The following is a 12140-nucleotide window of genomic DNA, read 5'->3' as shown; positions in this document are numbered from 1 at the left end:
ATTTAGGAGGTTCAGTAATGAACAAGAAACAATGGCTAGGTCTTGGCCTAGTAGCAGTGGCAGCAGTTGGACTTGCTGCATGTGGTAACCGCTCTTCTCGTAAGGCAGATTCATCTTCTGATGTGAAGACAAAAGCAGCAATCGTCACTGATACTGGTGGTGTTGATGATAAATCATTCAACCAATCAGCTTGGGAAGGTTTGCAGGCTTGGGGTAAAGAACACAATCTTTCAAAAGATAACGGTTTCACTTACTTCCAATCAACAAGTGAAGCTGACTACGCTAACAACTTGCAACAAGCGGCTGGAAGTTACAACCTAATCTTCGGTGTTGGTTTTGCCCTTCACAATGCGGTTGAAGAAGCAGCTAAAGAACATTCTGACTTGAACTATGTCTTGATTGATGATGTGATTAAAGATCAAAAGAATGTTGCGAGCGTAACTTTCGCTGATAATGAGTCAGGTTACCTTGCAGGTGTAGCTGCAGCAAAAACAACTAAAACAAAACAAGTTGGTTTTGTAGGTGGGCAGGAGTCAGAAGTTATCTCTCGTTTTGAAGCTGGTTTCAAGGCAGGTGTTGCCTCAGTAGACCCATCTATCAAAGTACAAGTTGACTATGCTGGTTCATTTGGTGATGCTGCTAAAGGTAAAACAATTGCAGCAGCACAATACGCAGCTGGTGCAGATATTGTTTACCAAGTAGCTGGTGGTACAGGTGCTGGTGTCTTTGCAGAAGCAAAATCACTCAACGAAAGCCGTCCTGAAAATGAAAAAGTTTGGGTTATCGGTGTTGACCGTGACCAAGAAGCAGAAGGTAAATACACTTCTAAAGATGGCAAAGAATCAAACTTTGTTCTTGCATCTACTTTGAAACAAGTTGGTACAACTGTAAAAGATATTTCTAACAAGGCAGAAAAAGGTGAATTCCCTGGCGGTCAAGTGATCGTTTACTCATTGAAAGATAAAGGGGTTGACTTGGCAGTAACAAACCTTTCAGAAGAAGGTAAAAAAGCTGTCGAAGATGCTAAAGCTAAAATCCTTGATGGAAGCGTAAAAGTTCCTGCAAAATAATGGATGGAAGTTATTTCTTAGGAAGCGGCCATCGGCCGCTTTTTAAGAGTTGAGACAAAGTCATTTTGTCTCAGTAAAGCTTGCTACTAGAGAAACTAGCAAGTTTTATTGAAATAAAATAAGACTCTGAAAGGAAGAGCACATGGCACACGAAAATGTCATTGAGATGCGTGATATTACCAAGGTGTTTGGTGAATTTGTTGCCAACGACAAAATCAACCTGCACCTACGAAAAGGTGAAATTCATGCACTTTTAGGAGAAAATGGGGCTGGTAAGTCCACGCTCATGAACATGTTAGCAGGGCTTCTTGAACCAACTAGTGGTGAAATCGCGGTCAACGGTCAAGTTGTCAACCTTGACTCCCCATCTAAAGCAGCTGGCTTGGGAATCGGAATGGTTCACCAGCACTTTATGTTGGTAGAGGCTTTCACGGTGGCTGAAAACATTATTTTAGGAAGTGAATTGACTAAAAATGGTGTGCTAGATATCGCTGGAGCTAGCAAAGAAATCAAGGCTCTTTCTGAACGTTATGGCTTAGCTGTGGACCCTTCTGCCAAGGTGGCAGACATCTCAGTTGGAGCCCAACAACGTGTAGAAATTTTAAAAACCCTTTATCGGGGAGCTGATATTCTTATTTTTGACGAACCAACGGCTGTTTTGACTCCATCAGAAATTGAGGAGTTGATGGCTATTATGAAAAATCTTGTCAAAGAAGGAAAATCAATTATCTTGATTACCCACAAGTTGGACGAGATTCGCGCAGTTTCTGACCGCGTTACAGTTATCCGTCGTGGGAAATCAATTGAAACCGTCAAAATTGCAGGGGCTACTAATGCTGATTTGGCAGAAATGATGGTAGGACGTTCTGTTTCCTTTAAAACAGAGAAACAAGCCTCTCAACCAAAAGAAGTGGTCTTGTCTATCAAAGATTTGGTGGTCAATGAAAACCGTGGTGTCCCAGCTGTGAAAAATCTATCCTTGGATGTTCGTGCTGGAGAGATTGTTGGTATTGCAGGGATTGATGGAAATGGTCAGTCTGAACTGATTCAAGCCATCACAGGTCTTCGCAAGGTTGAATCTGGAAGCATTGAGCTAAAAGGAGATTCAATTGTAGGCTTGCACCCACGACAAATTACAGAACTAAGTGTTGGGCACGTTCCAGAAGACCGCCACCGTGATGGCTTGATTTTGGAAATGATGATTTCTGAAAATATTGCCCTTCAAACCTACTATAAAGAACCACATAGTAAAAATGGAATTTTGAACTATTCAAATATTACTTCTTATGCTAAAAAGCTAATGGAAGAGTTTGATGTTCGTGCTGCCAGCGAAATTGTGCCTGCAGCTGCACTCTCGGGAGGAAATCAACAAAAAGCAATTATTGCTCGTGAAATTGATCGAGATCCTGATCTTCTTATCGTCAGCCAGCCAACTCGTGGTTTGGATGTCGGTGCTATTGAATATATCCACAAACGCTTGATTGAAGAGCGTGATAATGGTAAGGCTGTCCTTGTTGTCAGCTTTGAATTGGATGAGATTTTAAACGTCTCAGACCGTATTGCCGTTATCCATGATGGTAAGATTCAAGGTATTGTATCACCAGAAACAACCAATAAACAAGAACTTGGTGTCTTGATGGCTGGTGGAAACTTGGGAAAGGAGAAGAGTGATGTCTAAAAAATTACAACAAATTTCGGTTCCCTTGATTTCTGTTTTCCTAGGAATTTTACTCGGGGCCATTGTCATGTGGATCTTTGGTTATGATGCTATTTGGGGCTACGAAGAATTGTTCTATACAGCCTTTGGTAGCCTGCGTGGGATTGGGGAAATCTTCCGTGCTATGGGGCCTTTGGTCTTGATCGGTCTTGGTTTTGCTGTTGCCAGTCGTGCAGGTTTCTTTAACGTCGGACTTCCTGGTCAGGCTTTGGCTGGTTGGATTCTCAGTGGTTGGTTTGCCCTGTCGCATCCAGATATGCCCCGTCCCTTGATGATTCTAGCAACTATCGTGATTGCCCTGATTGCTGGAGGGATTGTCGGAGCGATTCCGGGTATTCTTAGAGCCTATCTAGGGACGTCAGAGGTTATTGTAACCATCATGATGAACTACATTGTCCTGTATGTAGGAAATGCTTTTATCCATGCCTTCCCTAAAGATTTCATGCAAAGTACAGATTCGACCATTCGTGTCGGGGCTAATGCAACCTACCAGACCCCTTGGTTGGCTGAGTTGACTGGGAATTCGCGGATGAATATTGGTATTTTCTTTGCCATCATTGCGGTTGCAGTTATTTGGTTCATGCTCAAGAAAACAACCCTTGGTTTTGAAATCCGTGCGGTTGGTCTCAATCCACATGCTTCAGAATACGCTGGTATTTCTGCCAAACGAACGATTATCCTCTCAATGATTATTTCAGGTGCTTTGGCAGGTCTTGGTGGAGCTGTTGAAGGGCTTGGGACCTTCCAGAACGTCTATGTTCAAGGGGCATCTTTAGCTGTCGGATTTAATGGTATGGCGGTTAGTCTGCTTGCGGCCAACTCACCAATTGGTATTCTCTTTGCAGCCTTCCTGTTTGGTGTTCTCCAAGTTGGAGCCCCTGGTATGAATGCGGCGCAGGTACCGTCTGAACTTGTCAGCATTGTAACAGCTTCTATTATCTTCTTTGTCAGTGTTCATTATCTTATCGAACGCTTTGTCAAATCGAAAAAACAAGTTAAAGGAGGTAAGTAAAGATGTCTATTACAACCTTGCTCACCCTCTTGGTGTCTTCTATGCTGATTTACTCAGCTCCCCTCATCTTTACAAGTATCGGTGGCGTTTTCTCTGAACGTGGTGGTGTCGTAAACGTCGGGCTTGAAGGAATTATGGTTATGGGTGCCTTTTCTGGAGTTGTCTTCAACCTTGAATTTGCAGAACAATTTGGAGCAGCAACTCCATGGCTATCTTTGATAGTTGCAGGATTGGTTGGTGGTGTCTTCTCTATCATCCACGCAGCAGCAACGGTTCATTTCCGTGCAGACCATGTTGTCAGCGGTACGGTATTGAACTTGATGGCGCCAGCCTTGGCTGTTTTCTTGGTGAAAGTTCTTTATAACAAAGGACAAACTGACAACCTAAGTCAGACTTTTGGACGCTTTGATTTCCCAGTCTTGGCAAATATTCCAGTTATCGGTGATATTTTCTTCAAGTCAACTAGCCTTCTTGGTTATCTGGCGATTGCCTTCTCGTTCCTTGCTTGGTTTATCCTCTTCAAGACTCGCTTTGGTCTTCGTCTTCGCTCTGTCGGTGAACACCCTCAAGCAGCGGACACTTTGGGAATCAATGTCTACAAGATGAGATATTTAGGGGTTATTATTTCAGGTTTCCTAGGTGGAATTGGTGGAGCGATTTATGCTCAATCCATCTCAGTTAACTTTTCAGTAACAACTATTGTTGGACCTGGATTTATCGCCCTTGCTGCGATGATTTTTGGAAAATGGAATCCAATCGGAGCCATGCTTTCTAGTCTTTTCTTTGGACTTTCACAAAGTTTGGCTGTTATCGGATCTCAATTGCCATTCCTACAAGGAGTGCCTGCGGTTTATCTTCAAATCGCACCTTATGTTTTGACAATTCTTGTCTTGGCAGCCTTCTTTGGAAAAGCAGTTGCACCAAAAGCAGATGGTATCAACTATATCAAATCGAAATAAGCATACAAAAAACGTCAGTTCTGTTCAAACTGGCGTTTTATTTTTTAGGATTTTGATGGGTTAAGTTCAGTCCCCAAGGGACAAGATTTTCAGTTTTATTTTTGATACGTGTGATATTATCCTTATGCCGAATGATAATCAAGCTAGCAAGTGCTAGGATAATAGCGATGAAGAGAGGATCATAGTGACTCAGGATAAAACCAAAAAGTGGAAAGAGTAGAACTCCGATGACAGCCGCGATAGATGCTGTGACACTAGATAGTGAAATCATACTACCAAGATAGAGGGTTCCAAAGAAAACAACTGCAAGGTAGAGACAGAAGACAGGCGCAAATCCGAAAATCACTCCAGCACTGGTTGCGACAGCCTTACCACCCTTAAATCCTGCAAAGATAGGGAAGGTATGTCCAATGACAGCTAAAAGTCCAAAGACGAGAGGCGAAACGCCTTGTAAATGAAAAATAATTGGAAGAAGCGTTGCTAGAGTTCCTTTGAAAAAGTCAATCACAAAGGTTGCCATACCAGCTTTCTTGCCTAAAATGCGGAAAGTATTGGTCGTTCCAGTGTTACCAGAACCATGCTCGCGCAGATTGATTTGAAAGAATACTTGTCCAATCCATAGACCAGACGGAATCGAACCCAGCAGATAGGCTAGGATTAATAAAACTATTGTAATCATACTCCTATTATATCATGAAATGGAGAAGAAAGGCATAGAATCTCTTCTGAAATTGTCACACCGGAGAAAGAAAAATTTTGCAAAATCCTTGGAAAACTTGTAGAATAGTAAAGATGAACGAATAGGAGGTTCCTTGTGTCAAAAAAGGAAATCAATATTAACAATTATAATGATGATGCCATTCAGGTGCTAGAAGGGTTGGATGCGGTCCGTAAACGTCCAGGGATGTATATCGGATCGACTGATGGGGCAGGTCTCCACCACCTCGTCTGGGAAATCGTCGACAATGCTGTCGATGAGGCCTTGTCTGGATTTGGTGACCGTATTGATGTGACCATCAATAAAGATGGCAGTTTAACGGTTCAAGACCATGGACGTGGGATGCCGACTGGTATGCACGCTATGGGAATTCCAACTGTTGAGGTTATCTTTACCATTCTTCATGCCGGAGGGAAATTCGGTCAGGGGGGCTACAAGACATCTGGTGGTCTCCACGGGGTTGGTTCTTCCGTTGTTAACGCTCTTTCAAGTTGGCTGGAAGTTGAAATCACCCGTGATGGTGCAATCTATAAGCAACGTTTTGAAAATGGTGGGAAACCTGTTACGACCTTGAAGAAAATCGGTACAGCGCCCAAGTCTAAAACAGGTACCAAGGTTACGTTTATGCCTGATGCGACCATCTTCTCTACGACAGATTTCAAGTACAATACCATCTCAGAACGCCTCAATGAGTCAGCCTTTCTCTTGAAAAATGTGACCTTGTCTTTGACGGATAAGCGTACAGATGAAGCGATTGAGTTTCATTATGAAAATGGGGTGCAGGACTTTGTTTCTTATCTGAACGAAGACAGGGAGACCTTGACGCCGGTTCTTTACTTTGAAGGGGAAGACAACGGTTTCCAAGTTGAAGTGGCTCTCCAGTACAATGACGGATTTTCAGATAACATCTTGTCCTTTGTCAATAACGTTCGCACCAAGGACGGTGGAACACATGAGACTGGACTTAAGTCTGCCATTACCAAGGTTATGAACGACTATGCGCGTAAGACGGGGCTTCTCAAGGAAAAAGATAAAAATCTTGAAGGTTCCGACTATCGTGAGGGACTAGCGGCTGTTCTTTCTATCCTTGTTCCTGAAGAACACCTCCAGTTTGAAGGTCAGACCAAGGACAAGCTAGGAAGCCCTCTTGCTCGTCCCGTTGTGGATGGAATTGTAGCTGATAAGTTGACCTTCTTCCTTATGGAAAATGGAGAATTGGCTTCTAATCTCATCCGCAAGGCTATTAAGGCCCGTGATGCTCGTGAAGCAGCACGTAAGGCGCGTGATGAGAGCCGAAATGGGAAGAAAAATAAGAAAGATAAGGGCTTGTTGTCTGGAAAATTGACCCCAGCCCAGTCTAAGAATCCAGCTAAGAATGAACTCTATCTAGTCGAGGGGGACTCTGCCGGTGGCTCTGCCAAGCAAGGCCGTGACCGCAAGTTCCAGGCAATCTTGCCCCTTCGTGGTAAGGTTATTAATACAGCCAAGGCCAAGATGGCGGATATTCTCAAAAATGAAGAAATCAACACCATGATTTATACTATTGGTGCAGATGTGGGAGCAGACTTCTCTCTTGAAGATGCCAACTATGACAAGATCATTATCATGACCGATGCGGATACAGACGGTGCCCACATTCAAACACTTCTTTTAACATTCTTTTATCGTTACATGCGTCCCCTAGTTGAGGCAGGACACGTTTATATCGCCCTTCCACCTCTTTACAAGATGTCCAAAGGCAAAGGCAAGAAAGAAGAAGTGGCTTACGCTTGGACGGACGGTGAATTAGAAGAACTCCGCAAACAATTTGGTAAAGGTGCTACCCTCCAACGCTATAAAGGTCTTGGTGAGATGAATGCGGACCAGCTTTGGGAAACAACCATGAACCCAGAAACGCGTACTCTTATCCGTGTCACGATCGAAGACCTAGCACGCGCAGAACGTCGTGTCAATGTCCTCATGGGAGACAAGGTCGAACCACGACGTAAGTGGATTGAGGATAATGTCAAGTTTACGCTGGAGGAGAGTGGGGCGTTTTGAAAGGATAAAAAAGAGAATATGAGTTATACCAAATATACAAATCAAGAATTTGAAAAACTTGCTGATGATGGCCAAATTAATATTATGGCTTTGTTTGGTAATGGAATAGATATTCAGTTAATGGAATATCTAGGTTCTCCGTATCGGACTTCTTATCAAAATTTCTATAATTATCTTTGCTATAAGAATTTTGATAAAGATAATATGATCTTTCAAAAAATGACTGAGGATAAGAAAGATAATGAAAAAGATCCTAATATTAAGAAAAACTGGAGTGACTTTGAGAATAGTTTAATTGAGATTTTTAATCAACCTAGCTACCTGAACGCAGAGAAATTGGCTAACGATTTCACTCAATTTCAAATCGAGTTCTCAAATTTTTTAAATGAAATAATTACTCCTAATATGATTGCTAAGTTAGGGAACGATAGCACTGAAAAAGGAATCGCTCTTAATTCTTTTACCCGTTTTTTAGGTGATTTAGATACGGAGAATTTCAATAAATTGGCTTTTCCTCGTAAAACTAAACATTATTCTTTATTTAATTGGGAAATTTTAAATTTCAACTATACTTCGATGTTAGATAATATTTTATTCCTAGATAAAGGACAATTTGATCCGCATCCTCATAAGCTTGCAGATAGGCAGATTCAATTCTATCCCAATCCTAAAGATATTCCTGCTCCTGGTTATTCAGCTATATCTGTTGATGGTTCTTGGGGACGCTTATCCAATTTGGATTTTAATAAAGACACTTGTTACTCTAGCTATTTAATAACAAATATCACTCATCCTCATGGTTATCAGAATATCCCTAAATCAATGTTATTCGGGTTTGATAATGAAGAACAAATAGAAGGTAAAAAGAAAAAGTTTTTGGCTAAAAATTTTCTAAAACCTTATTGGGCTCAGAATGATAAAAAATATAAATCATATTTCAATAATACTGATTTGTTTATATTATACGGTTTATCACTCGGTGATAGTGACTTTTGGTGGTGGAATAATATTCTTAACTCACTTTTGGAGACAGATTCTGAATTGATTATTTATAATTACAATAGAAATAATGAATCCGATAGTGACACAATTAATAGATTTATTAATGTAGCAGCCAACGAGAAACTGGATAATGGTAAACTAGATAAGCTTCATAAGAAAATTGCTATAGTTCAGTATAATTCTAAAACAAGACTATTTGCATTCAAATTGGATTGAATCCATGATTATCCCATATAATGAAATGACAATTTTCTCGCCAGATTTTCTGACAAGCTCACCAGTTCTAAAATCGGACGAAGTAAAAAGTACATTAAAATAAAAAATTAGGAGATTATCCAGATGAAAAAATTTATGGAATTAGCAGTTTAGATACAAAAGCTTTAGAAAACAACGAATTCTTCCAACTTCTATCTGAGAGCAGGGACGAGTTGGAGGCTTTTACAAAAGCCAATAAGTCTGAGCAGTTTTATGCAACGAAGCTTGGGGATATGGAGAAACTTCTTGAGACCTTGCAAGCTGGTTTGCACCGTTCCAAGGCCAGTCAAACGGTGGCTAGACTGGAAGCGTCTGATCGTGAGCGTGATGATGCGCTTTCTATCTTGATTGGTTTGGTCAAGGCCTTCTCTCGTGTCAAAGAGGCAGGTAGCAAGGAAGCTTACGACAAACTCAGCAAACTTTTCAAAAATTATGCTGGGCTAACGAGTATGAGCTACGAAAAAGAGACAGAAGCTATTAACCATTTGCTCAAGGAGCTAAAAGATACTGACTACCAAACTGCCCTTTCAACCCTGCATTTGACAACTCATGTAGAAACCTTGACAAAAGCGCAGGCTCAGTTTGAAAAAGCCTATAAGGAGCGTTTGGCTGAGCAAAAAGGCAAGGCACCTAGTCAAAACAAGGAAGTCCGTGCGAAACTACAAGAAATCTATGACTTCCTTGTGGACTTTACTGCAATCAACGCCTATGCTTATCCAGATAAGAAGCAGTATGCCGATCTCCGTGACCATCTCAACGCTATCCGTAGTCGCTATAAAAAACGCAAACCAAGCAAAAAAATTACCCCAACACAACCAGAAGAAGCCAAGTAGGTTGTTCTGGTTAATTTATGCCAGTCAAAATAAATCTTAGAAAGTGAATATAGGATATGAAGATGAATGAATTAGTGATTGGATTATTTGCTGCTTTGTTAGGTGCAATTGTGTCAATCTTTACTTTATATACCAATTATAGAAGTTCTTTAGATAGCATTTCAGGCTGGCGCTCAAAGCTTTTTGATGCAGCTTCTGCTAAAGAAATTACGCTTAAAGAAGTTCAGGCGTTAAGGACAGCTCTACGCTATGAACCAACTAGGGAGGTCCAAGAATACACTTTTGCTTGGATATCTAATATCATGATTTACTATTGTGATTATATTTCGTTAAAGTATTTTGAACATCATGAAACAAGTCTTTTGTATCAAGAACAGGAAATCATTAGAGTGTTTATCAGGTGTCTGTTGAAGAACCATTGGGAATACAATGCTTCTATGGTATCTTCGTTGAAATTCTTGAAGATTCATTACAAAACTTCAAAACAACCAGAATTTATTCGTGAAACGTATGATAAAGTAAAGGCAATAAGTAGGACCTTAGAGAATGACGATGAAGAATACGATCTGATTGAAAAAATCAATAAAAAGATGATGGGAAGTGTATGAAATGAAACTTGAACTAGATGTTAAAATTAATAAAAATGGTGAAGATAAGATAAATAAATTTTCTGCTCAAGATTATTTGGATAAATATGTAAAGCTTGATACGCCTAATCCCGATTCGTTTGGCTCGGCAGATGAATCATGCTACAAGAAAATTGGAGGATGGCTATTGACTAATATATTTAGCATGTATTTGATTTTCTTATATGTAATTGTAGGGGTTAATTTTGCAAGTGATCAAGGCTGGCTAGGGTTGAAGGAAATTAAACATCAAACAAATGTATTAGCTGTTTTGTTAGTAGTTTTTCTTATTATTAATAATCTGTTTAAAAAGAAGAAATAAAAACAAAGATGGCTGTCAAAGTCATGAAAAAACTAGTCATGGGATTTTTCAAAGAATTTGATAACGAAAAAGTTTCAGCTGATAGTCCGCTTTATAGACATACCCTCTACAGAATCGAGAGTTTTCACTAAAAAGGTAGGTATTCCTATGAGAACTGAACCCGAAATGCTAGATTTAATTTTACAAACTGCAAAAGTGCTACAAGTCGACGCTGTCGCCATGTCTGGTTCACGAACTGATACAACAGCACCAAAAGATGAGTTTCAAGACTATGATGTGGTCTATGTCGTGGACGATTTAGATAATCTGACGAGAGACCTTTCTTGGTTGGACCGGTTTGGCAAACGCATTATTGAGCAAGAAGTCACCCTTGATCACCGTCGCCTATATCTCATGCTTTTTGAAGATGGCAATCGGATTGATTTGACACTCTGCCCCAAAGACCATATCCAAGAGTGGGTGGATAGTGAAGCTGATTATACAGTATTGAAAGATGAGAAAGGCTTGTTTGAGTCTTATACTGCAAGTCCTCAACGTTACTGTACGAATCCAGCTAGCCCGATTGATTTTGAAAAAGCCTGCAATGAATTTTGGTGGGTGTCAGCTTACGTGGTTAAAGGAATTTGTCGTAATCAGCTCATCTACGCGACTGACCATCTCTACAGTATTTGCCAACAAGAACTCTTAAAAATCTTAGCTTGGCAGGTAGCAAGTAATAAGGGAACAGTAGACGTCGGCAAGAACTACAAGTACCTCTTTAACAATTTACCTGCTGAGAAAGAAAAGGAATTCTCGAATCTGCTTGATTTTTCAAGTGTAGAGAAACTTACTAAGTCTTTGTTTGTTACGATGCAACTTTTCCACAAAGAAGCTCAAAGACTTGCTCAAAAGCTGGACTTTGACTACGATAAAGAAGTGGCTGAGAAAATGATTCAGTATGCTGAGGAAAGAGTGAAGAAGTTTGGGAATAACTAGAAAAATGAAAAAGCGAGAGGAGAAGACTCATGATTGAAAAAGTGGAACGCCTCATTACAGAGATTAATCGTATTCATCGAGAATATTCTAAAGATTATTTTGAAACGGGTAAGGTGAAAAAAATTAATCTCAAGCATACCTTTTCAAAAGTTCCGACGAAAGCGATTTTGTCCTACCGTCTGAATTTACATGAGTCAATTAATGATTATCTGATGAAAGCGGATGTCCAAGATATTGCCTATGTTTATCGTGTCAAAACTTCTGAGTCTATTTTAGATAAAATTACACGTTTTTCTGAGCGTCAAGAGGGCTATCCTGTGAATTCGATTCTTAATGATATTTTTGGTGCTCGTATGATTTTAAGTTCCAAAGAGATAGCTCAAGTTATGGAGAAGCTAGATGATTGGCAAAATCTGTACGGACTAAAAAACTGGTATTTACGTGATAAAGATGGCTATGTCGGTATTCATATCTATTTTAAAAATAAAAGTAATTTTTATTACCCATGGGAACTCCAACTTTGGGATAAGAAAGATGTAGATAGTAATATCGCTAGCCATATCAAGTATAAACGAGGATTTGTGGAGTAGATATTTCAAGTGGAAATGAGG

Annotated in this window: 12 protein-coding genes; 11 read left to right on the top strand and 1 reads right to left on the bottom strand. The window is 40.2% G+C overall.

Annotated features, from left to right (window positions below; genetic code table 11):
* Positions 1–17: 17 nt before the first annotated feature.
* From HT730_RS02255 to HT730_RS02240, 4 genes are all read left to right on the top strand, one after another.
* Positions 18–1070, top strand: a complete 1053-nt coding sequence (locus HT730_RS02255; RefSeq protein ID WP_049524889.1) for a BMP family protein — start codon at positions 18–20, stop codon at positions 1068–1070.
* Between the two features lie 142 nt (positions 1071–1212).
* Positions 1213–2748, top strand: a complete 1536-nt coding sequence (locus tag HT730_RS02250; protein ID WP_173306678.1) for an ABC transporter ATP-binding protein — start codon at positions 1213–1215, stop codon at positions 2746–2748.
* Positions 2741–3799, top strand: coding sequence for an ABC transporter permease (locus HT730_RS02245; RefSeq protein ID WP_000038657.1), 1059 nt, complete (start codon positions 2741–2743; stop codon positions 3797–3799). The genes HT730_RS02250 and HT730_RS02245 overlap by 8 nt, the downstream gene beginning before the upstream one ends.
* Positions 3800–3801: 2 nt before the next feature.
* Complete coding sequence (locus HT730_RS02240) at positions 3802–4758, top strand: ABC transporter permease (protein WP_120007870.1); 957 nt, start codon at positions 3802–3804, stop codon at positions 4756–4758.
* A gap of 37 nt (positions 4759–4795) precedes the next feature.
* Here the strand turns inward: HT730_RS02240 and plsY are convergent, their stop codons facing one another.
* Positions 4796–5437 carry a glycerol-3-phosphate 1-O-acyltransferase PlsY gene (gene plsY, locus HT730_RS02235; protein ID WP_173306677.1) on the bottom strand — a complete coding sequence of 214 codons (642 nt, stop codon included), beginning with the start codon at positions 5435–5437 and terminating at the stop codon, positions 4796–4798.
* A gap of 135 nt (positions 5438–5572) precedes the next feature.
* Between plsY and parE the strand changes: the two genes are divergently transcribed.
* The 7 genes from parE to HT730_RS02200 all read left to right on the top strand — a co-directional run bounded on the left by parE (position 5573) and on the right by HT730_RS02200 (position 12119).
* Complete coding sequence (parE, locus tag HT730_RS02230) at positions 5573–7516, top strand: DNA topoisomerase IV subunit B (protein ID WP_173306676.1); 1944 nt, start codon at positions 5573–5575, stop codon at positions 7514–7516.
* An 18-nt stretch (positions 7517–7534) separates the two neighbouring features.
* Entirely contained in the window at positions 7535–8734 is a 1200-nt protein-coding gene (locus HT730_RS02225; protein ID WP_173306675.1) for an AbiH family protein, read from the top strand.
* 212 nt (positions 8735–8946) lie between these two features.
* Positions 8947–9606: a DUF6261 family protein gene (locus tag HT730_RS02220; RefSeq protein ID WP_240151446.1), complete on the top strand. Its 660-nt coding sequence runs from the start codon at positions 8947–8949 to the stop codon at positions 9604–9606.
* Between the two features lie 62 nt (positions 9607–9668).
* The gene (locus HT730_RS02215) at positions 9669–10214 is read left to right on the top strand and encodes a hypothetical protein (protein ID WP_173306674.1); all 546 of its coding nucleotides are present in this window, start codon (positions 9669–9671) and stop codon (positions 10212–10214) included.
* 1 nt (position 10215) lies between these two features.
* Positions 10216–10554: a hypothetical protein gene (locus HT730_RS02210; RefSeq protein WP_173306673.1), complete on the top strand. Its 339-nt coding sequence runs from the start codon at positions 10216–10218 to the stop codon at positions 10552–10554.
* Positions 10555–10701: 147 nt separating this feature from the next.
* On the top strand, positions 10702–11529 hold the full coding sequence (locus HT730_RS02205; RefSeq protein ID WP_173306672.1) for an aminoglycoside 6-adenylyltransferase: 828 nt from the start codon (positions 10702–10704) through the stop codon (positions 11527–11529).
* A gap of 29 nt (positions 11530–11558) precedes the next feature.
* The gene (locus tag HT730_RS02200; protein ID WP_173306671.1) at positions 11559–12119 is read left to right on the top strand and encodes a GTP pyrophosphokinase; all 561 of its coding nucleotides are present in this window, start codon (positions 11559–11561) and stop codon (positions 12117–12119) included.
* The last annotated feature ends 21 nt before the right edge of the window (positions 12120–12140 follow it).

Origin of the sequence: Streptococcus sp. k-628 (assembly GCF_013277475.1) — a bacterium.
In the GTDB taxonomy this organism is placed as follows: Bacteria; Bacillota; Bacilli; order Lactobacillales; family Streptococcaceae; genus Streptococcus.
The sequence above is the reverse complement of the archived record's forward strand: the minus strand, read 5'-3'. Positions and strand labels throughout refer to the sequence as shown.

Excerpts from the sequence above, each read along its gene's own strand:
- HT730_RS02255 (WP_049524889.1), top strand. The coding sequence starts at position 18 with ATGAACAAGAAACAATGGCTAGGTCTTGGCCTAGTAGCAGTGGCAGCA.
- HT730_RS02250 (WP_173306678.1), top strand. The coding sequence starts at position 1,213 with ATGGCACACGAAAATGTCATTGAGATGCGTGATATTACCAAGGTGTTT.
- HT730_RS02245 (WP_000038657.1), top strand. The coding sequence starts at position 2,741 with ATGTCTAAAAAATTACAACAAATTTCGGTTCCCTTGATTTCTGTTTTC.
- HT730_RS02240 (WP_120007870.1), top strand. The coding sequence starts at position 3,802 with ATGTCTATTACAACCTTGCTCACCCTCTTGGTGTCTTCTATGCTGATT.
- plsY (WP_173306677.1), bottom strand. The coding sequence starts at position 5,437 with ATGATTACAATAGTTTTATTAATCCTAGCCTATCTGCTGGGTTCGATT.
- HT730_RS02225 (WP_173306675.1), top strand. The coding sequence starts at position 7,535 with ATGAGTTATACCAAATATACAAATCAAGAATTTGAAAAACTTGCTGAT.
- HT730_RS02215 (WP_173306674.1), top strand. The coding sequence starts at position 9,669 with ATGAATGAATTAGTGATTGGATTATTTGCTGCTTTGTTAGGTGCAATT.
- HT730_RS02210 (WP_173306673.1), top strand. The coding sequence starts at position 10,216 with ATGAAACTTGAACTAGATGTTAAAATTAATAAAAATGGTGAAGATAAG.
- HT730_RS02205 (WP_173306672.1), top strand. The coding sequence starts at position 10,702 with ATGAGAACTGAACCCGAAATGCTAGATTTAATTTTACAAACTGCAAAA.
- HT730_RS02200 (WP_173306671.1), top strand. The coding sequence starts at position 11,559 with ATGATTGAAAAAGTGGAACGCCTCATTACAGAGATTAATCGTATTCAT.